General features: G+C 70.2%; 4 protein-coding genes. 1 reads left to right on the top strand and 3 read right to left on the bottom strand.

Annotated elements, in window-relative coordinates; all coding sequences use genetic code 11:
- Positions 1–45: 45 nt before the first annotated feature.
- Positions 46–798: an alpha/beta fold hydrolase gene (locus tag AB0B96_RS37245; protein WP_362906546.1), complete on the bottom strand. Its 753-nt coding sequence runs from the start codon at positions 796–798 to the stop codon at positions 46–48.
- A 326-nt stretch (positions 799–1,124) separates the two neighbouring features.
- Between AB0B96_RS37245 and AB0B96_RS37240 the strand changes: the two genes are divergently transcribed.
- Positions 1,125–2,894 carry an ABC transporter ATP-binding protein gene (locus AB0B96_RS37240; protein WP_362906544.1) on the top strand — a complete coding sequence of 590 codons (1,770 nt, stop codon included), beginning with the start codon at positions 1,125–1,127 and terminating at the stop codon, positions 2,892–2,894.
- Positions 2,895–3,020: 126 nt separating this feature from the next.
- Here AB0B96_RS37240 and AB0B96_RS37235 read toward each other — a convergent pair whose 3' ends face one another.
- Together AB0B96_RS37235 and AB0B96_RS37230 are read right to left on the bottom strand one after the other, a co-directional pair.
- Positions 3,021–4,001 carry an enoyl-CoA hydratase/isomerase family protein gene (locus AB0B96_RS37235; protein ID WP_362906542.1) on the bottom strand — a complete coding sequence of 327 codons (981 nt, stop codon included), beginning with the start codon at positions 3,999–4,001 and terminating at the stop codon, positions 3,021–3,023.
- Positions 4,002–4,170: 169 nt separating this feature from the next.
- A complete protein-coding gene (locus tag AB0B96_RS37230; RefSeq protein WP_362906540.1) occupies positions 4,171–23,478 on the bottom strand; it encodes a type I polyketide synthase in 19,308 nt (6,435 codons plus the stop codon).
- Positions 23,479–23,516 lie beyond the last annotated feature (38 nt).

Here is a 23,516-nt window from a genome sequence, read left to right as displayed (position 1 = left end):
GGCGAAGCCCGCCGTCGGCCCGCCGTCCGCGACGGGCCGACGCGGCTACGCTCCGAGTTCCCTGGCGATCTCCTCGTTCACCGCCTGCTGGTGCCGGGTGAGGAAGAAGTGACCGCCGGAGAACACCTTGATACGGAAACGCCCCGAGGTGTGCCGGCTCCAGGACTCCGCCTCCTCGATCGTCGTCCTCGGGTCGGCGTCCCCGGTCAGCACGGTGATCGAACCACTCATTCGCTGCTCGGGATCTCCGGTGTAGGTCTCGATCGCGCGGTAGTCGCCTCGCAGCGCGGGCAACGCCATCCGCAGGATCTCCTCGTCGCCGAGCAGCCCGGCGTCCGTGCCGTTCAGCAGCTTGAGCTCGGCGATGATGCCGTCGTCGTCGCGCCGGTGCACCGACTCGTCCCGGTAGGTGGACGGCCCACGGCGTCCCGAGGCGATCAGCGTGTGGGGCGCGTTGACGCCCTTGCGCTCCAGCCGGCAGGCCACCTCGAAGCCGATCACCGACCCCATGCTGTGGCCGAAGAAGACCGTCGGCTTCTCCGACAGCGTGATCAGCTCGTCGACGATCCGATCCGCCAGGGTGCCGATCTCGGTGATGCACGGCTCCCGCAACCGATCCTGCCGACCGGGGTACTGGATGGCCACCACATCGGCGCCCGGCGAGAACCTGGCCGAGGCCGGACGGAAGAAGCTGGCCGATCCGCCCGCGTGCGGGAAGAACACCAGGCGCTTACCCGCCCCCGCCGCCGGATGGTAGCGACGGACCCATGCGGTGCTGACGTCGTCCGCGATACTCACGATCCGTTGACCCCTTCATCTCGCCGAATAGCACTCGGGACCAGTGAAACCCATCGCGACTCACAAAAACACTAGAAGCCGGACCGGTGGGTTCCGCCCCGAGGCCGCCGACCTGTCCATGGGCCACGAACTCCGGTGATTTCCTGGTCTTTCGCCGTTTACTGTCACCACTGGCCGTCACTGCGCGCCGCCACCGAGTCGCGCCGCCAGGTCGATCGGCCGGCCACCGTCCGGGTGCGCCGGGTACGCGCCGTACAGAGGATGTCATGGACGCAGACAGCGGAGACCCTCGGGGTCAGCAGGCAGGCGGCATACCAGCGCCTCGGATGGAGAAGGTTCCGCGCGGGCGGGTGCGCCTCGGCGGCCTGGGCAGTTGGAACTCGTGGCGGCCGCTGTTCGACCTGGTCCGGCCGCACAAACGCGTGCTGCTGCTGGGTGGCGTGTTCACCCTGGTGGGGAGCTCCGCCGGGCTGGCGATGCCGATCCTCGCCAAGAGCGTGATCGACGCCTTCGGAAACGGTGGCGACCTCGCCGGCCCGATCCTCTGGCTGTCGGTGGCGGTCCTGCTGGCGGCCCTGCTGCTGGGGGCGGGTCGCTTCCTGCTGGAGCGGATGGGCGAGGGCATCGTGCTGACCTCGCGCATGAGCCTCGTCGACCGCATCCTGCGGCTCAGGGTGGCCGACGTGGACCGGCTCAAGCCGGGAGACCTGCTCTCCCGGGTCAACTCCGACACCACGCTGCTGCGCGCCGTCTGCACGGACGCGCTGGCCAGCTCGGTGAACGCGATCTTCATGTTCCTGGGCGCGGTGGTGCTGATGGCCGTCATCGACGGCCTGCTCCTCCTGGTCACGCTCGCGGTGGTCGCCCTGATCGGCCTCATAGCGGCGTCGATCGTGCCGCGCATCGGCCGGGCGTCGCTCCAGGCCCAGGTCGCCCTCGGCGAGATGAGCTCCATACTCGACCGCGCGCTCCAGGCGTTCCGCACGGTCAAGGCCAGCGGGGCCGAGGCACGCGAGATCGCGGTGGTGGGCGTCGCGGCCTCCGAGGCACGTGACCGCGGCGTGGCCGCCGCCGCGTGGACCTCGGTCACGAGCGTCGGCACCTGGATGGCCACCCAGCTGGCGTTCCTCGCCGTGCTCGGGGTGGGCGGCGCGCGCGTCGCCGGCGGGGCGTTGGAGATCTCGTCGCTGGTCGCGTTCCTTCTCTACATGTTCTACCTGGTCTCCCCGATCGGGACGCTGATCGACAACCTCACCCAGATGCAGAACGGCCTGGCCGCGATAACCCGTATCCGGGAGATCTCCGAGCTTCCGTCCGAGCCGCCCACCCCTGGGACGCGGGAGCCGGAGAGCACCGACCCCGTCGGTCTCGTCTTCAGCGGCGTGGTCTTCCGGTACGGCGAGAACCGGTCGATCGTCCACGACCGGGTGGACTTCGAGGTGCCCGCGGGCGGCATGACCGCCCTGGTCGGCCCTTCGGGAGCCGGCAAGTCCACGGTCTTCGGGCTCATCGAACGGTTCTACGAACCACAGGCCGGGCGAATCCTCATCGACGGCCGGGACATCCGCGAATGGCCGCTGAGCGAGCTGCGCGCCTCGCTCGGCTACGTGGAGCAGGACGCCCCCGTCCTCGCCGGTACATTCCGGGAGAACCTCGTCTTCGGCGCGCCCGGCGCCACCGAGGAGGAGATCGCCCACGCCGTGGCCCGCACCCGCCTGGACGATCTGATCGCCCGCCTGCCCGAAGGCCTCGACACACCTGTCGGCCACCGCGGCGTCCTGCTCTCCGGCGGGGAACGCCAGCGGGTGGCCATCGCGAGGGCACTGCTTCGCAAACCCCGTCTGCTGCTGCTCGACGAGGCCACCTCGCAGCTCGACGCCGTGAACGAGCTGCGCCTGCGCGAGGTGGTGGCCGAGGTGGCGCGGGAGACCACGGTCCTGGTCATCGCCCATCGGCTCTCCACCGTCACCGGCGCCAACCGGATCATCCTCATGGAGGCGGGCCGGGTCCGCGCCTACGGCACCCATGACGAGTTGGTCGACGCAGACGACCTCTACCGCGAGCTCGCCGCGACCCAGTTCCTCGTCACGTCCTGACGCTTCAGGAAACCGGTGCGGCATTCGTGGGCGACAGCCGCGAGGCCGCTCCGCTGGGGCGCTCGAACCTTCGGCCGCGAGATCCGCCGGCCGGTGCTCTTCCCGTCGCGACGGGGAGAGCACCGGTCATGACGGTGTCGGTCCGTGCGCGGGAACGTTCATGTCGAGCGCGGTGCCCTCGGTCCAGGGTTCCGGCCGGGTCAGGAACACCGAGTCGCCGTCGGTGCCCTCCTGCATCCGCACCCACCGCCGCATGGCGGCCTGGGTGACCGGTGACGACATGCTCATCAGCGCGGCGACGGCCTCCTGGTTGAGGCTGGCCCTGGCCGAGAGTGAAGGGGCATCGTTGAAGATCCGCTTCTGCAGGGCCACGGCCTTCCGCGGTCGCCTGGCATAGCGTTCCGCCATCCGCCGCACCGTGTCCAGCAGGTCCTCGGCCGGCACCACCCGGTTCACCAGGCCCAGCTCCAGAGCCTCCTGCGGCGTGTAGGAACGCGCTTCGAGCATCATCTCCAGGGCCCGGGACGGCCCGACGAGCTGGACGAGCCGCTGCCCGCCCAGGGAGGTGTTCAGCCCCAGCGACAGTTCGGGCAGGCTGAAACCGGCATCACGGTCGGCGGACACCCGCATGTCGAAGAAGACCGACATCTCCAGGCCACCGCCGCCGCACGGCCCGTTCACCGCGGCGATCCACACCGCCGGGGAGTGCATCAGCCGCAGCGCCATGTCATGGAACCGGGTCACCGCGAGCAGTCCTTTGAGCGAGGAACGGGCGATCAGACGTTCACCCGCCCGGCCCGTCATGGTCCGCACAGTCCGGTACAGGTTCTGAGCGACCGCGCGGGAGATCTCCGGCGTGCCGTCCGCCTGCGAAGAGAGGTCGGCGATGTCGAAGTGGGTGATGAACCGGCCGGGGCGCGCGCCGGTGACGACGACCGCGCCGACCGAGGCGTCCTGCTCCACCGCCTCGACGAGCCGGATGAAGTCCCGTTGCATCGCCAAGGTCATGTAGTTGAACGGCGGGGCGTCCACCCGCGCCGTCAGCACCCGGCCCGACTGCTCAAGCCGCAACGTGGACAGTTCGAGACCCGCTGAGCTGCCATCCACCGGCCGGTGGTCCGTCTGTTCTCTACTGGGTGGAGCTGCACGATCCATTGGTCTGACAAACCCTCCCGGCGATGCCACTGGGCACAGTGAACCGCAGAAGCGACTCGCACAATTACTATTACTGGTGGCCACCTCTTCGAGCGGCCCGCGTCCGTACGTGACGCGACGGTCAGTGTGCCGAGCGGAACCAACCGTCGATCAGGCGGGCCGTGTCCTCTGCCTTCTCGGCGAGCATCGAGAAGTGGTTCGCCTCGATCGTCCGTATGGCATGCGATGGGTCGAACGGCGTCGCCCGCCAGTAATCCGATTCGGGTTCGACCTCGGAGAACGGCTCCGTGCACTGTACGAACAGCACCGGCGCTCTCACATCGGCCAGTTCGATGCCGTGCGTAATGGCAGACCAGTGCCCCATGGCGGACAGTCGCGCGGTGTTGAACCCGCCGAAAACCGTCTCCATCTGCATGATGTACTGCAGCACCTGCTCGGACAGCATCTGCGAATCGCCACCCGCGCGGGGATGGAAGGAGTCCATCATCACCACCGCCTCCGGGGAGATCCCCGACTTCTCCAGTACACCGGCCGCGCCGTAAGCGAGAATGCCACCGGCCGAATGACCGACGAGCACGAACGGTTCCCCCTCACTGGCCTGCACGATGCTTTCCGCGATGCTCCCGAGGGCGACATCGATCGTGGCGGGAAGGCCCTCACCGGTGGCGTAGCCGAGCAGGGGAAGCGCCGAGACGTGCCTTTCCCCGCGGAAGTGCGCGGCGAACCGCGCGTACTGGTGAACGCCACCGGTCACCGTGGACGAACTCACACAGATCAAGCGAGGCAGAGTCGCGCCACCGGCCAGCGTCACCGATCGGGGTATTTCCTTCGGGTCGACAGGTGCGTCGTACGTGGGCCGGGCCCTCGCCACGGCATACAGCAATTCGAACGCCTCCTGCGTTTTCCCGGAACGGAAAGCGCCACGGAACAACTCTGCCAAGGTGTCGTTCACCTGGCCCGCCATCGAGGTCGCAGTCGCCTCGCCGGCATTCGTCCGGGTGACGAGTTCATGCCGAAGCCAATGGGCGAGACCAGCGGAGTTCTTGTTCTCGAACACCGCCATCAACGGGAATTCCCAACCAACCGCCCTGGCGAGGGAGTTACGCAATTCGGTCGCGCTGAACGAGTCGAAGCCCAGCTCGAAGAAATCATGTTCGAGATCGACGGCCGAGGATTCCCCGTGGCCGAGAACGGCAGCCGCATGACGCTGCACCAGTTCCTGCAGCACCTCGTGCTGCTGCGCTTCTCCAAGCCCGCGCAACCGCTCCCGAGCGGTCAGCACCACCTCGTCGGAATCGGCCAGAGCCACCGCCGCGGCCAGCCCTGTCTTCGCCGGGTTCCCCGTAGGCGAACCGGTTCCGTCGAGCCAGTAACGCCGACGCTGGAAGGCGTAGGTGGGCAGGTCGATCCGGCGCCCGCCAGGCGGCAGCACCAGCCGCCAGTCGACAGGAACCCCGTGCACGTACAGCTCGGCCAGCGCGACCGTAGCCGCCGTATGCTCGTCCCTGTCCTTACGCAACACCGGCACCAGCACCGTGTCCGACCGGTGCCGGTTGGCGGGCGATGCGGCGAGCGCGGCGAGGGTGTCGCCGGCCATCGCGGTCAGCACGCCGTCGGGGCCGAGCTCCAGGTAGGCCCGTATGCCCTGCGCGTGCAGGGTGCGCACCCCGTCGGCGAAGCGGACCGCGCCGCGCACCTGCTCCACCCAGTAGTCCGGCGAGCACAGCTGCTCGGCCGTGGCCACCTCGCCGGTCACGTTCGAGACGACCGGGATTCGCGGCGCGCTGTAGGTCAGCGTACGGGCCAGAGCGCGGAACTCCTCCAACATCGGATCCATCAACGCCGAATGGAACGCGTGCGACACCCGCAACCGCTTCGCCCTAATCCCCCGCTCCTCCAACACCGCGGCGACCCCGAGCACCGGCTCCTCCACGCCGGAGATCACCACCGAGGACGGACCGTTCACCGCCGCGATCGATACCTCACCCTCATGGCCCGCCAGCAGAGCGGCGACCTCCTCCTCGGAGGTCTGCACCGCCACCATCGCCCCACCCGCAGGAAGCGCCTGCATCAACCGCGCCCGACCCGCCACCAACACACACGCGTCCTTCAAGGACAGCACCCCGGCCACATGCGCAGCCGCTATCTCCCCGATCGAATGCCCCGCCAGCACACGTGGCCGAACCCCCCACGAGGACACCAACCGGAACAACGCCGTCTCCACCGCGAACAACGCAGGCTGCGCCCACCCCGTCCGATCCAGCAACCCCGCCTGCTCACTACCCGGCTCGGCGAACAACACCTCCCGCAACGAACAACCCCGGTAACGCCCCGCCCGCTCAGCCGCCTCGCTGTCCGCCCCCCAGGCAGGCTTCCGGTCGAACTCCTCCAGCAGCGGCTCAAGCTCGGCGAACACCTCGTCCAACGCCTCCGCGAACACCGGGAACCGCTCATACAGCTCGCGGCCCATCCCCGCCCGCTGACTCCCCTGACCGGTGAACAACACCGCCAGCCGCGGCTCCGCCCCGGCCACCCCGCGCACCACACCCGCACCCGGCAGATCCTCGGCAACAGCCCGCAGACCGGCCAGCACACCATCACGATCGCCGGCCAGCACCACTGCCCGATGCTCGAACGCCGACCGCGTCGTGACCAGCGAGAATCCCATATCCACCGGGTCCAACTCGCGGTGCGCACTCACCTGCGCCGCCAGCCGTCGCGCCTGCTCACGCAACGCCTCGTCACTTCTGGCGGACACCACCCAGGGCACCGGACCCGCCACCGGCGTCCGGTCCCGCACCCCTGGCTCGGCCTGCGGTACCTCCGGCTCCTGCTCGATGATCACGTGCGCGTTGGTGCCGCTGATCCCGAACGACGACACACCCGCCCGGCGCGGACGACCCGTCTGAGGCCACTCGGCCTGCTCGGTCAGCAGTTCCACCGCGCCCGCCGACCAGTCCACCTGCGACGAGGGCGCGTCCGCGTGCAGCGTCTTGGGCAGCACTCCGTGCCGCATGGCCAGCACCATTTTGATCACACCGGCCACGCCGGAGGCCGCCTGGGTGTGACCGATGTTCGACTTGATCGCGCCCAGCAGCAGCGGCTGGCCGGCTTCACGGTTCTGACCATAGGTGGCCAGCAGCGCCTGGGCCTCGATCGGGTCACCCAGCCTGGTGCCGGTGCCGTGCGCCTCCACCGCGTCCACCTCGGCGGCGGTCAGCCCGGCACCGGCCAGCGCCTGACGGATCACCCGCTGCTGCGAAGGACCGTTCGGCGCGGTCAGGCCGTTGGAGGCACCGTCCTGGTTGATCGCCGAACCCCGCACGACCGCGAGCACCTCGTGGCCGTTGCGGCGGGCATCCGACAACCGCTCCAGCACCAGCATGCCCACCCCCTCGGACCAGCCGGTGCCGTCCGCGCTGTCGGAGAACGCCTTGCACCGCCCATCGGGCGCCATCCCGCCTTCCACGCCGAGACCGAAGAACCCGAACGGGGTGGCTATCACCTTGACACCGCCTGCCAGCGCCAGGCTGCACTCGCGCGAACGCAGCGCCTGCGCCGCCAGGTGTATGGCGACCAAGGACGACGAGCACGCGGTGTCGATCGTCATCGTCGGGCCTTCCAGGCCCAGGGCGTAGGACAGGCGGCCCGACAGCACGCTGGCCGCCGTACCGGTGAGGGCGTACTGCCTCACCTCTTCCCCGGCTTCCAGAAACAGATTCCCGTAGTCCTGGCCACTGGTGCCCACGAACACCCCCGTGTGGCTACCTCTCAGCGAGACCGGGTCGATCCCGGCCCGCTCGATCGCCTCCCACGCCCCTTCCAGCAGCAGGCGCTGCTGCGGGTCCATCGCCAGCGCCTCACCCGGCGTGATCCTGAAGAACCCTGGATCGAACCCCGCCACATCGGACAAGAACCCGCCCTGACACTCCTGGCCCAGCATCGATACCGTCTCCACATCCCAGCCCCGATCGACCGGGTATGTAGAGATCGCGTCCTGTCCCTCGATCAGCAACCGCCACAGATCCTCAGGAGAGCTCACCCCACCCGGATACCGGCATGCCATCGACACGATCGCGATCGGATCGTCCGCCACCGGCACCACCGCCGACGGCACCCCCACCTGCCCCTGCTCGCCGAGCAGCTCCGCCAGCAGGAAGTCCGCCAGGACGGCGGGCGTCGGATAGTCGAAGACCAGCGTCGCCGGCAGGCTCAGGCCGGTCGCGGCATGGAGCGCGTTGCGAAGTTCGACCGCGGTGAGCGAGTCGAACCCGAGGTCCTTGAAGGCGCGCTCGGCCTCGATCGCCTCCGCGCTGGAATGCCGCAGCACCACGGCGACCTGCTCGCGGACCATGCCCCGCAGGACCTGCGACCGCTCATCCGCCGCCAGCTCGCGCAGCCGCTCCCGGAGCGCGGAAACGGCCGACTGCTCTTCCTCCCGGAGCGTACGGCCTGCCTCAACCAGACTCCGCACCTCCGGCAGGTCGCCGAGCAGAGCGCTCTGCCGTACGGCGGTGAAGGTCGGGGCGAACAGCTCCCAGGCGATGTCCGCGACCGCCACGCTCGCGTCCTGATGCGCGACCGCCCGCCACAGCGCGGTGACGGCCGCCCCCGGCGCCATGGTCCGGACGCCCCGCCTGGACAGGTAGTCCTGCGCCCCGTCGGCGGCGGCCATGCCATCCCCGGCCCACGGGCCCCAGGCGACCGAGGTCGCCACGACTCCACGCGTACGCCGCCGACTGGCGAGGGCGTCAAGGGAGGCGTTGGCGGCGGCGTAGGCGGCCTGGCCACCACTGCCCCACACCGCGGCGATCGAGGAGAACAGCACGAAGAAGTCGAGCTCGCGGTCGCCCAGCAGCGCGTCGAGGTTCAGCGCGCCGAGGACCTTCGCCCGCATCACCTCGGCCAGCTCGGCGGCGTCCAGCCCGTCCAGGCTGTTCACCGGGCTGATACCGGCGGCATGGACCACCCCGGTCAGCGGGCACTCGGCCGGGATGTCGGCCAGCACGGCCGCGAGGGCGTCCGCGTCGGCCGCGTCACATGCCACGATGCTCACCCGGGCCCCCAGCGCGGTCAGCTCGTCGCGCAACTCGGCCGCACCGTCGGCCGCCATGCCCCGCCTGCTCGTCAGCACGAGATGTTCGACGCCTTGGGCGGCCAGCCACCGGGCCACGTGACCACCGAGCGCGCCCGTGCCACCGGTGATCAAGACCGTGCCGTGCGGTCGTGGCATGGTGTCGGTGCCCTGGTAGGGAGCGTGGGCCAGTCTGCGGCCGTAGACGCCGGTCGAGCGGATCGCCACCTGATCCTCGGAGTCGGGAACGGTGAGGATGCCCGCCAGCCAGGTCACCACCCGCTGGTCCAGCGTCTGGGGAAGGTCGATCAGGCCGCCCCACCGGTTCGGGTGCTCCAGCGCGGCCACCCGGCCGAGGCCCCACACGCCCGCCTGAGCCGGGCTCGGCGCCGTGTCGGACCGGCCGATCGAGACGGCGCCCTTCGTGACGCACCACAACGGCGCCTCGACACCGGCATCGCCCAGTGCCTGCAGCAGGGTCAACGTCAGTGCCGAGCCCTCCGAGACACCTGGCTCCGTGGTCTCACGCAGCGCCAGCAGCGATGCCACCCCGGCCGGCTCCGCGTCGAGGCTCTCGCGCAGTTGCTCGGCGAGCGCGGCCCGGTCCTGTCCGGATACGTCCAGCCGTACGGCTGCCGCGCCGAACATCTGGACCACGGACTCCGCCCAGACGTCGCCGGTCAGCTCCGCGGGCACCACGACGAGCCAGGTGCCCGGGACGACGGCGGCCGAGACGTTGGTCAGCGGCTTCCAAATGACGCGGTATCGCCAGGAGTCCGCGACGGACGTCTCGCGCCGGGCTCGGCGCCAGGACGTCAACGCCGGCAACACCGCGCTGAGCGTCTCCTGCTCCACATCCAGCCGCGCCGCGAGGGACTGGAGATCCTCACGCTCGATGGTCGCCCAGAACTCCGCGTCCACCGGATCGGCCGCGGCGGCGCCCTGGGCCAGGCCGTCGGTCTCGGGCCAGAACCGCTGGTGCTGGAAGGCGTAGGTGGGCAGGTCGACCCGGCGTCCACGCGGGAGCACCGCCTGCCACTGCACCGGTACGCCGTGCACGTGCAGATGAGCCAGCGCCTCGGTGACGACCTCGTGCTCGTCCCGGTCCCTGCGCAGCACCGGGACCAGCACCACGTCGGAGCTTGGGTCCGCCGCCAGCGTGTCCTGGGCCATGGCGGTCAGGACGCCATCGGGGCCCAGCTCCAGATAGGCCCGCACGCCCTGCCCGTGCAGAACGCGCACGCCGTCGGCGAAACGGACCGCGCCACGGACCTGGTCCACCCAGTAATCCGGCGAGCACAACTGCTCAGCCGTGGCTGCTTCTCCCGTCAGGGTGGACACGATCGGAACCCGCGGAGGGTTGTAGGTGAGGCTGCTCGCCAGCGTGCGGAAGTCCTCCAGCATCGGATCCATCAACGGCGAATGGAACGCATGCGACACCCGCAACCGCTTGGTTCGCACCCCACGCTCTTCCAGGACGGCGGCGATCCCGAGCACCGGCTCCTCGACACCGGCCATCACCACAGAGGTGGGACCGTTGACAGCCGCGACGGACACCTCGCTCTCACGCCCGGCGAGCAGCTCGGCGACCTCCTCCTCTGTCGCCTGCACCGCCACCATCACCCCGCCGGTCGGCAAGGCCTGCATCAGCCGCGACCTGGCCGCCACCAGCGCACACGCATCGGCCAGCGACAGCACCCCGGCCACGTGAGCCGCCGTGATCTCCCCGATCGAATGACCGGCGAGCACATCCGGCCGTACACCCCACGACTCGACCAGTCGGAACAGGGCGGTCTCCAGCGCGAACAGCGCCGGCTGCGCCCAGCCCGTCTGATCCAGCAGCCCGGCCTGGTCGGCGAACAGCACCTCACGCAGCGAACCGTCGAGCATCGGGTCCAGCTCCGCGATCACCGCGTCCAGGGCCTTGGCGAACACCGGGAACTGCGCGTACAGCTCGCGGCCCATCCCCGCCCGCTGACTGCCCTGACCGGTGAACAACACCGCCAGCCGCGGCTCACCCGCGGCCACCCCGCGCACCACACCCGCACCCGGCAGATCCTCGGCCAACGCACCCAGCCCGGCCAGCACACCCTCACGACCATCGGCCAGCACCACCGCCCGATACTCGAACGCCGACCGCGTCGTCGCCAGCGAGAACGCCACATCGGCCAGCCCCGGACCAGACTCACCATCCAGGACCGACGCCAACCGCCCGGCCTGCGCCCGCAACGCCTCACCCGTCTTCGCCGACACCAGCACCGGCACCACACCCACAGCCGGCACCCGGTCCTGCGGCACGTCCTCTTCCGGTGCTTCCGGCCCCTGTTCGAGGATCACGTGCGCGTTGGTGCCACTGATCCCGAACGACGACACACCCGCCCGACGCGGACGACCCGTCTGAGGCCACTCGACCTGCTCGGTCAGCAACTCCACCGCACCCGAAGCCCAGTCCACATGCGACGACGGCGCATCCACATGCAGAGTCCTGGGCAGCACACCGTTCCGCATCGCGAGCACCATCTTGATCACACCGGCCACACCGGCCGCCGCCTGCGTGTGACCGATGTTCGACTTGATCGCGCCCAGCAGCAGCGGACGATCCTCGCCCCGGTCCTGCCCATAGGTCGCCAGCAGCGCCTGGGCCTCGATCGGGTCACCCAACTTGGTACCCGTACCGTGCGCCTCCACCGCATCCACCTCGGACGGCGACAACCCCGCACCGGCCAGCGCCTGACGAATCACCCGCTGCTGGGAGGGACCGTTCGGCGCCGTCAACCCGTTCGACGCACCGTCCTGGTTCACCGCCGAACCCCGCACCACCGCCAGCACCTCATGGCCGTTGCGGCGGGCGTCCGACAGCCGCTCCAGCACCAGCATGCCCACACCCTCGGACCAGCTGGTGCCGTCCGCGCTGTCGGAGAACGCCTTGCAGCGACCATCGGGCGACAACCCGCCCTGCGCGCTGAACCCCATGACCCCCATCGGTGACGCCATCACCGTGATACCGCCGGCCAGCGCCAGCGAGCACTCGCCCGACCGCAGCGCCTGCGCCGCCAGGTGCAGTGTCACCAGTGACGACGAACACGCGGTGTCCACCGTCATCGCCGGGCCCTCCAGGCCCAGCATGTACGACAGCCGACCCGACAGCACGCTGGCCGAGAGACCGGTGACGCTATGGCCCTGCCCATCCGCCTCAGTACCCACGATCAGGCCCGTGTAGTCCAGGCTGTTGCTTCCCACGAACACGCCGGTGGAGCTGCCCTTGAGTGAGAGCGGGTCGATCCCGGCCCGCTCGACCGCCTCCCACACCCCCTCCAACAGAAGGCGCTGCTGCGGGTCCATCGCCAGTGCCTCACGCGGCGAGATCCCGAAGAACCCCGCGTCGAACCCCGCCACATCCGCCAGGAACCCACCCTGGACATCAATGCCCATCCCGGACAGCATCCCCAGGTCCCAGCCTCGGTCGGCCGGGACCGGCGAGATCGCGTCCTCACCCTCGACCAGCAACCGCCACAACTCCTCCGGCGAGTTCACCCCACCGGGGAAGCGACAGCTCATCCCCACGATCACCACCGGATCGTCCGCCACCGACGCCCTCGGCCCGGCCACCACACCCGAGACCGCCGACAGGTCCTCGCGGCCCAGCAGCTCCGACACCAGGAACCGCGCCAGCGCGGCCGGCGTCGGATAGTCGAACACCATCGTCGTCGGCAACCGCAGGCCGGTGGCGACATTCAGCCGGTTACGCAGGTCCACCGCGGTCAGGGAGTCGAAGCCCAGCTCACGGAACTCACGCCCAGGCTGAACCGCCTCCCCCGAGTCGTGCCCCAGCACCACCGCCGCCTGCGCCCGCACCACCTCTACCACCAGCCGAACCTGCTCGGCCTCGTCCAGCCCCGCCAACCGCCGCAGCAGCTCCGAATCCCCGCCCGCCGACGTGGAGACCGCCAGGCGGCGGCCCGCACGCACCAGGCCCCGCATCAGATGCGGCACCTCGCCCATCGCCCGCAGCGCCGACGGCTCCAGCCGCACCGGCGCCACCATCGCCCGGCCCGACGCGGTGGCCGCCTCGAACGCCGCGAGCCCCTGCTCGGCCGACAACGCCGGTATCCCCGTCCGGTTGATCCGCCGCATCTCGATCTCACCCAGCGTGCCGGTCATCCCAGCGTCCTGGGCCCACGCACCCCACGCCAGCGACAGCCCCGCCAGCCCCTCGGCCCGGCGCACCTGGGCCAACGCGTCCAAGAACACGTTGGCCGCCGCGTAGTTACCCTGCCCGGCGTTGCCTATCACCCCTGCGAGCGAGGAGAACAGCACGAACCCGGCCAGGTCCAGGTCCTGGGTGAGCTCGTGCAGGTGCCAGGCGGCGTCGACCTTCGGCCGCAGCACGCTGTCCAGCCGCTCCGGCGTCAGCGACATGATCGTCCCGTCGACCAGCACACCGGCTGTGTGGATCACGGCGGTCAGGGGGTGCTCGACCGGGACCTGCGCCAGCAGGGCCGCCACCGCGTCCCGGTCGGCCATGTCGCACGCCGCGATCGTGACCTCGACCCCGTGTGCGATCAGCTCGGCCTGCAACTCCACCGCGCCAGGAGCGTCCAACCCCCTGCGGCTGGTCAACAGCAGGTGCCGCACCCCACGCTCGGCCACCACATGCCGCGCGAACAACGCACCCAGACCACCCGTACCACCGGTGATCAACACCGTCCCATCCGGGTTCCAGACCTGACTTGCCTCTCCGTCCAGGTCGGGACCGGGCGCCACCCGTGCCAGGCGCGGAACCCGCACCTCGCCTCCGCGCACCGCCATCTGCGGCTCCTCGGACACCAACATCCCCGGCAGCCCCGACAGCGGGGTTTCCTCATCCACGTCGATCAGCAGGAACCGGCCCGGATTCTCCGACTGAGCACTGCGGACAAGGCCCCACACCGCCGCAGCCGCCGGATCGGTCACCACCCCGCCATCGCCGGACGCGACCGCGCCCCGGGTGACGAATACCAGCCGCGACTCGGCGAACCGATCATCGGCCAGCCACCCCTGCAACAACTCCAGCACGTAGGCGGTCAACGCATGCGCCGACCACACCACCCCGCCCACCGGATCCGAGACCGCCTCCACCATCACCACGGCCGGGACCGGACCCGCCTCAGCCAGCACGGACAGATCCGCATACACCGGCACCACATCGCCGGCCTCCCACAACGCCGGAGCCACACCCAACGCATCCGCACCGAGCACCGCCACCGGCGTCGACGCCTGACCCGCCTGCGCCACGGCACCCGCCGGTGCCCACTCCACCCCGAACAACGACTCCCAGCCCGCCCCGACACCATCGGAGACCCTCAGCTGCTCGGCCGAGACCGGCCGCAACACCACGTTGCGCGCCGACACCACCGGCCCCCCGGCCGCATCCACCGCGCTCAGCGACACCGCATCCAGCCCCGTCCTGACCAGCCGCACCCGCAGCACCGACGCCCCACCCGCGTGCAGACACACCTCACCCCAGGAGAACGGCAACAAACCGCCCTCGGAATCATCCAGATCGGCGAAGGCCACCGCGTGCAACGCCGCGTCCAGCAGCGCCGGATGCACCCCGAACGAACCCGCACTCGACGCCGCCTGCTCCGGCAGCGCCACCTCGGCGAACACCTCACCGTCGCGTCGCCAGGCTGCCCGCAACCCCTGGAAGGTCGGACCGTAGACGAAACCGTCTTCGGCCAGCTCCTCGTACAGCCCGTCCACCTCGATCACCGATGCCCCGACCGGCGGCCACGTCGCCGCCTCGAACGGCGCGACCTCCGCCGCCTCGGTCGTGAGCGTGCCGCTGGCGTGCCGTACCCACGCCACCTCCTCGGCCGCATCCGCCGAACGGGCATACACACCCACGCTCCGACGACCCGACTCCTGCGAAGCCCCCACCGACACCTGCAACGCGACCGTGTCCCGCTCACCCAGCACCAGCGGCGCCTCCAAGGTCAGCTCCTCGACCACCTCGCAACCGACCTGGTCACCGGCACGCACCGCCAGCTCCACGAACGCCGAACCCGGCACCACCACCGAACCCGCCACCACGTGATCGGCCAGCCACGGATGCGACGAGAGCGACAACCGACCCGTCAACACCACCCCATCGGAATCGGCCAACCCAACCGCAGCGCCCAACAGCGGATGATCCGCCGCCGCCAATCCCGCCGCCGCCACATTCCCCGCACCGGAACCGCCCTCAGGCCAGAACCTCTGATGCTCGAAAGGATAGGTCGGCAGATCGACCCGGCGCCCGCGCGGGAGCAGCGCCTGCCAGTTCACCGGCACCCCGTGCACGTGCAGACGAGCCAGTGCCTCGGTAACGGACTCATGCTCGTTTCTGTCCCTGCGCAGCACCGGCACCAGTACCACGTCCGGATCCGGCTCCACATCCGAGCCGGACTTCGCGGTGCTCGGGTCCGGGTCCGCCTCCAGCGTGTCCTGCGCCATCGCGGTCAGCACCCCGTCGGGACCCAGCTCCAGATACGCGCGCACACCCTGCGCGCGCAGAGTGCTCACACCGTCGGCGAAACGGACCGCGCCACGCACCTGCTCCACCCAGTACTCCGGCGAACACAACTGCTCGGCCGTGGCCGCCTGCCCGGTCAAGGTGGACACGATCGGAGTCCTCGGCGCCCTATAGGTGAGCCTGCTCGCCAGCGTGCGGAACTCCTCCAGCATCGGATCCATCAACGGCGAATGGAAGGCGTGCGACACCCGCAGCCGCTTCGTCCGCACTCCCCGCTCTTCCAGGGCGGCGGCCACCTCAAGCACCGCCTCCTCGACGCCGGAGATCACTACCGAGGACGGGCCGTTCACCGCCGCGACCGACACCTCACCCTCACGTCCGGCCAGCAGCCCGGCGACCTGCTCCTCGGAGGCCCGCACCGATACCATCGCCCCACCCTCGGGCAGCGCCTGCATCAACCGCGCCCGACCCGCCACCAACGCACACGCGTCCTGCAGCGACAGCACACCGGCCACATGAGCCGCCGCGATCTCCCCGACCGAGTGCCCGGCCAGCACGTTCGGACGGATCCTCCAGGAGGACACCAGCCGGAACAGCGCCGTCTCCACCGCGAACAGCGCAGGCTGCGCCCACCCGGTCCGATCCAGCGCCTCCGCCTCAGCCGACCCCGGCTCGGCGAACACCACCTCACGCAACGACCGGCCACCCAACCCTCCGGCCGATCCCCGCTCCACCCCCTCAAGCAACGGATCCAGCTCCGCGATCACCGCGTCCAACGCCTCGGCGAACACCGGGAACCGGTCGTACAACTCCCGGCCCACCCCGGCCCGCTGGCTGCCCTGACCGGTGAACAGGAACGCCAGCCGCGGCTCGCCTCCGGCCACCCCGCGCACCACACCCGCACCCGGCAGATCCTCGGCCAACGCACCCAGCCCGGCCAGCACACCCTCACGACCATCGGCCAGCACCACCGCCCGATGCTCGAACGCCGACCGCGTCATCGCCAGCGAGAACGCCGCATCGGCCAGCTCCGGACCAGACTCACCATCCAGGACCGACGCCAACCGCCCGGCCTGCGCCCGCAACGCCTCACCCGTCTTCGCCGACACCAGCACCGGCACCACACCCACAGCCGGCACCCGGTCCTGCGGAACGTCCTCTTCTTCCGGTGCTTCCGGCCCCTGTTCGAGGATCACGTGCGCGTTGGTGCCGCTGATCCCGAACGACGACACACCCGCCCGACGCGGACGACCCGTCTGAGGCCACTCGACCTGCTCGGTCAGCAACTCCACCGCACCCGAAGCCCAGTCCACATGCGACGACGGCGCATCCACATGCAACGTCTTGGGCAGCACCCCATGCCGGAGAGCCAAGACCATCTTGATCACACCGGCCACGCCCGCCGCCGCCTGGGTGTGACCCAGGTTCGACTTGATCGCCCCCAGCAGCAGCGGCCGGTCCTCGTCCCGGTCCTTGCCGTACGTGGCCAGCAGGGCCTGCGCCTCGATCGGGTCGCCCAGAACCGTGCCGGTCCCGTGCGCCTCCACCGCGTCCACCTCGGACGGCGACAACCCCGCACCGGCCAGCGCCTGACGAATCACCCGCTGCTGAGACGGACCGTTCGGCGCCGTCAACCCGTTCGACGCACCGTCCTGGTTCACCGCCGAACCCCGCACCACCGCCAGCACCTCATGCCCGTTGCGGCGGGCATCCGACAACCGCTCAAACACCAGCACGCCCAGGCCCTCGGACCAGCTGGTGCCGTCCGCGGCGTCGGAGAACGCCTTGCACCGCCCGTCGGGCGACAACCCGCCCTGCGCGCTGAACCCCATGACCCCCATCGGTGACGCCATCACTGTGGCACCGCCGACCAGCGCCAGGCTGCACTCGCCCGACCTCAGCGCCTGCGCCGCCATGTGCATCGCCACCAGCGACGACGAACACGCGGTGTCCACCGTCACCGCCGGGCCCTCCAACCCCAGGGTGTAGGACAGCCGACCCGACAGCACGCTGGCCGACATACCGGTGACGCCATGGCCTTGCACATCCGTCTGCGTACTTACGATCAGGCTCGTGTAGTCCTGGCCGTTGGTGCCCACGAAGACGCCGGTGTGGCTGCCTTTCAGCGAGAGCGGGTCGATCCCGGCCCGCTCGACCGCCTCCCACGACGTCTCCAACAGCAAACGCTGCTGCGGATCCATCGACAACGCCTCACGCGGAGAGATCCCGAAGAACCCCGCATCAAACCCCGCCACATCCGCCAGGAACCCGCCCTGGACATCAAGGCCCATCCCGGACAGCATCCCCAGGTCCCAGCCCCGGTCGGCCGGGACCGGCGAGATCGCGTCCTCACCCTCGACCAGCAACCGCCACAACTCCTCCGGAGAGTTCACCCCACCGGGGAAGCGGCAGCTCATCCCCACGATCACGATCGGATCGTCCGCCACCGACGTCCTCGACCTGGCCACCACATCCGAGACCGCCGCCAGGTCCTGCCGGCCCAGCAGCTCCGACACCAGGAACCGCGACAGCACGGTCGGCGTCGGATAGTCGAACACCAACGTCGCCGGCAACCGCAACCCCGTCGCGATGTTGAGCCGGTTACGCAGGTCCACCGCGGTCAGGGAGTCGAAGCCCAGCTCACGAAACTCCCGCCCAGGCTGAACGGCCTCCCCCGAGTCGTGCCCCAGCACCACCGCCGCCTGCGCCCGCACCAACTCCACCACCAGCCGAACCTGCTCGGCCTCGTCCAGCCCCGCCAACCGCCGCACCAACTCCGAATCCCCACCCGCCGACGCGGAGACCGCCAGGCGGCGCCCCCTGCGCACCAGGCCACGCATCAGATGCGGCACCTCGGGAATCGTGCGCAGGACCGAGAGATCCAATCGCATCACCACCACCGGCGAGTGACCCGTCGTAGCGGCCGCCTCGAACGCCGCGAGCCCCTGCTCGGCCGAGAGCGCCGGCATCCCCGCCCGCGCCATCCGCCGCATCTCGATCTCACCCAGCGTGCCGGTCATCCCAGCGTCCTGAGCCCACGCACCCCACGCCAGCGACAACCCCGCCAGCCCCTCGGCCCGGCGCACCTGGGCCAGCGCGTCCAAGAACACATTCGCCGCCGCGTAGTTACCCTGACCAGGTGCTCCTACCACCCCCGCCATGGAGGAGAACAGCACGAACGCCGCCAGATCCAGCTCCCGGGTAAGCTCGTGCAGATGCCAGGCCGCGTCGACCTTCGGCCGCAGCACACCGTCCAGCCGCTCCGGCGTCAGCGACGGAATCGTCCCGTCATCCAACACACCGGCTGTGTGAATGACCGCGGTCAGGGGGTGCTCGACCGGGACCTGCGCCAGCAGGGCCGCCACCGCGTCCCGGTCGGCCATGTCGCACGCCGCGACCGTGACCTCGACGCCGTGCGCGATCAACTCCGCCTGCAACTCCACCGCGCCAGGAGCGTCCAACCCCCTGCGGCTGGTCAACAGCAGGTGCCGCACCCCACGCTCGGCCACCACATGCCGCGCGAACAACGCACCCAGACCACCCGTACCACCGGTGATCAACACCGTCCCCTCCGGATCCCAGACCCGGTCGGCGCCATCACCGGAGACATCAGCGAGAACGTCGGCCGAGACGTTGCCGGATGTCACCCGCACCAAGCGCGGGACCAGCACCTCGCCCCCACGCACCGCCGCCTGCGGCTCACCCGCCACCAACACTCCCGGCAGCACACCGAGCAAGGCCGACAGCGAGGCCTGGTCCTGGTCCATGTCGACCAGTACGAACCGGCCCGGGTTCTCCGACTGAGCACTGCGGACCAATCCCCACACCCCGGAAGCCGGCAGATCCGCCACCACCTCGCCGTCACCCGACGCGACCGCACCCCTGGTGACGAACACCAGCCGCGACTCGGCGAACCGGTCATCGGCCAGCCAGCCCTGCAACGACTCCAGCACGTAGGCGGTCAGCGCATGCGCCGACCCCACCACCCCGGCCGCCGGATCCGAGACCACCTCCACCAGCACCACACCCGGGACCGGATCCGCCTCGGCCAGCGCGGACAGATCCGCATGCACCGGCACCACGTCCCCGGCCGCCCGCAACGCCGCCGCGACACCCAGCGCATCCGCACCGAGCACCGCCACCGACACCCCACCGACCTTCGGCACAGCACCCGCCGGCGCCCACTCCACCCCGAACAACGACCCCCAGCCCGCGCCAACCCCCTCCGAGACCCTCAGCTGCTCGGCCGAGACCGGCCGCAACACCACCGACCGCGCCGACAGCACCGGCTCCCCGACCGCGTCCACCGCGCTCAGCGACACCGCATCCAGCCCCGTCCTGACCAGCCGCACCCGCAACACCGAAGCGCCACCGGCGTGCAGACACACCTCACCCCAGGAGAACGACAACAAACCGCCCTCGGAATCGTCCAACCCGGCGAAGGGCACCGCGTGCAGCGCCGCGTCCAGCAGCGCCGGATGCACCCCGAACGAACCCGCACTCGACGCCGCCTGCTCGGGCAGGACGATCTCGGCGAACACCTCACCGTCGGCGCCGTGCCACGCCGCCCGCAGCCCCTGGAACGTCGGACCGTAGACGAACCCGTCCTCGGCCAACCCCTCGTACAATCCCTCCACCTCGATCGCGACCGCCCCAGCCGGCGGCCACACCGCCGCCTCGAACGGCACGACCTCCGAAACACCGGCCGCGAGCGTGCCGGTCGCGTACCGCACCCACGCCACCTCCTCGGCCAAGCGGGCATACACGTTCACGCTCCGACGGCCCGACTCCTGCGGAGCCCCCACCCACACCTGCACCACGGCCGTATCCCGCTCGCCCAACATCAACGGCGCCTCCAGGGTCAGCTCCTCGACCACCTCGCAGCCGACCTGGTCACCGGCACGCACCGCCAGCTCCACGAACGCCGAACCCGGCACCACCACCGAACCCGCCACCACGTGATCGGCCAGCCACGGCTGCGCACTCACCGACAACCGACCCGTCAACACCACCCCGTCGGAATCGGCCAGCGACATCACCGCACCCAGCAGCGGATGATCCGCCGCGGCCAACCCCGCCGCCGCCACGTTCCCTATACCGGAACCGATGTTCTCCGGCCAGAACTGCTGGCGCTCGAAGGGGTAGGTGGGCAGGTCGACCCGGTGCCCGCCCGGCAGTACTGATCGCCAGTCGACCGGCACCCCGTGCACATGCAGCTCGGCCAGCGCCGTCATGGACGCCATGTGCTCGTCCCGCCCCTTGCGCAGCACCGGCACCAGCACCGCAGGCGACTCGTGTCCATGTGCCTCCGGCTCGGTCGCGATGGTGTCCTGGGCCATGGCGGTCAGCACCCCGTCGGGGCCGAGCTCCAGGTAGGCCCGCACCCCCTGAGCGTGGAGGGTGCGGATGCCGTCGGAGAAGCGGACCGCGCCGCGGACCTGCTCGACCCAGTAGTCCGGCGAGCACAGCTGCTCGGCTGTCGCCGCCTGCCCGGTCAGGGTCGACACGATCGGAGTCCTCGGCGCCCCGTAGGTGAGCCTGCTCGCCACCGCCCGGAACTCCTCCAGCATCGGATCCATCAACGGCGAATGGAACGCGTGCGACACCCGCAACCGCTTCGTCCTGATCCCCCGCTCCTCCAGAGCGGCGGCCACCTCCAGCACCGCCTCCTCGGCCCCGGAGATCACCACCGACGTGGGGCCGTTCACCGCCGCGACCGCAACCTCCTTCTCGCGTCCGGCGATAAGGGCGGCGATCTGCTCCTCGGAGGTCTGCACCGCCACCATCGCCCCACCGGCAGGCAACGCCTGCATCAACCGCGCCCGCGCCGCCACCAACGCACACGCGTCCTGCAGCGACAACACCCCCGCCACATGAGCCGCCGCGATCTCCCCGACCGAGTGCCCGGCCAGCACATCGGGCCGCACCCCCCAGGACTCCACCAGCCGGAACAGCGCCGTCTCCACCGCGAACAGGGCAGGCTGAGCCCACCCAGTCTGATCGAGCGCCTCCGCCTGCGCCGACCCCGGCTCGGCGAACAACACCTGCCGCAGCGATCCGTCCAGCAACGGGTCGAACTCGGCGATCATCTCGTCCAACGCCTCGGCGAACACCGGGAACCGCTCATACAGCTCCCGGCCCATCCCGGCCCGCTGGCTGCCCTGACCGGTGAACAACACCGCCAACTGCGGCTCACCCGCAGCCACCCCGCGCACCACACCCGCACCCGGCAGGCCCTCGACCAGACCGGCCAACCCGGCCAGCACACCCTCACGACCGTCGGCCAGCACCACCGCCCGATGCTCGAACGCCGACCGCGTCGTCGCCAGCGAGAACGCCGTATCGACCAGCGCCGTCTCACCGCGGTTCTGTATGTGCGAGACCAGTCGCTCGGCCTGCACCTGCAACGCCTGACCCGTCTTCGCCGACACCAGCACCGGCACCACACCCGCAACCGGCACCCGGTCCTGCGGAACGTCCTCTTCTTCCGGCGCTTCCGGCCCCTGTTCGATGATCACGTGCGCGTTGGTGCCACTGATCCCGAACGACGACACACCCGCCCGGCGCGGATGACCGGTCTCCGGCCATTCCGCCGACTCGGTCAGCAACTTCACCGCGCCCGCCGACCAGTCCACGTGCGAGGAGGGAGTATCGACATGTAGCGTCTTGGGCAGCACACCGTGCTGCATGGCCAGCACCATCTTGATCACACCGACCACACCCGCCGCCGCCTGCGTGTGACCGATGTTCGACTTGATCGCCCCCAGCAGCAGCGGACGATCCTCGTCCCGATCCTGCCCATAGGTCGCCAGCAGCGCCTGCGCCTCGATCGGGTCGCCCAGAACCGTGCCGGTCCCGTGCGCCTCCACCGCGTCCACCTCGGACGACGACAAACCGGCGCTGACCAGTGCCTGGCGGATCACCCGCCGCTGGGAAGGACCGTTCGGCGCGGTCAACCCATTGGACGCACCGTCCTGGTTGATCGCCGACCCACGCATCACCGCCAGCACCTGGTGACCGTTGCGGCGCGCGTCCGACAACCGCTCCAGCACCAGCATGCCCACACCCTCGGACCAGCTGGTGCCGTCCGCGGCGTCGGAGAAAGCCTTGCACCGCCCGTCGGGCGCCATCCCGCTGCCCTGTAGGCCGAATCCGACCAACGCCATCGGCGACGTCATCACCGTGATGCCGCCGGCCAGCGCCAGCGAGCACTCCCCAGACCGCAGCGCCTGCGACGCAAGATGCAGTGTCACCAGCGACGACGAACACGCGGTGTCCACCGTCACCGCCGGGCCCTCCAACCCCAGGGTGTAGGACAGCCGACCCGACAGCACGCTGGCCGCCACGCCGGTGACGCCATTGCCCTGCACATCCGCCGGGGCGTTCATGATCAGGCTCATGTAGTCCTGACCGTTGGTGCCCACGAACACGCCGGTGTGGCTGCCCTTGAGCGAGAGCGGGTCGATCCCGGCCCGCTCGACCGCCTCCCACGCCCCCTCCAACAGCAACCGCTGCTGCGGATCCATCGACAACGCCTCACGCGGCGAGATCCCGAAGAACCCCGCATCAAACCCCGCCACATCCGCCAGGAACCCACCCTGAACATCAAGGCCCATCCCGGACAGCAGCTCCACATCCCAGCCTCGATCGGCCGGGACCGGCGAGATCGCGTCCTCACCCTCGATCAGCAACCGCCACAGATCCTCAGGAGAATCGACCCCACCTGGAAAGCGGCATGCCATCGACACGATGGCGATCGGCTCATGCCTGCCCGACTCAACCTCTTCGAGCCGCCGGCGGGTCTCGTGCAAATCGGCGGTGACCCACCTCAGGTATTCGACGAGCTTCCGGTCTTCAGACATGAGAGTGGCCCTTCACATTGTTCAGACGCGGGCTCGAA

This window comes from Streptosporangium sp. NPDC049046, from assembly GCF_040649155.1.
In the GTDB taxonomy this organism is placed as follows: Bacteria; Actinomycetota; Actinomycetes; order Streptosporangiales; family Streptosporangiaceae; genus Streptosporangium.
This window is presented reverse-complemented; position numbering and strand designations above follow the sequence as displayed.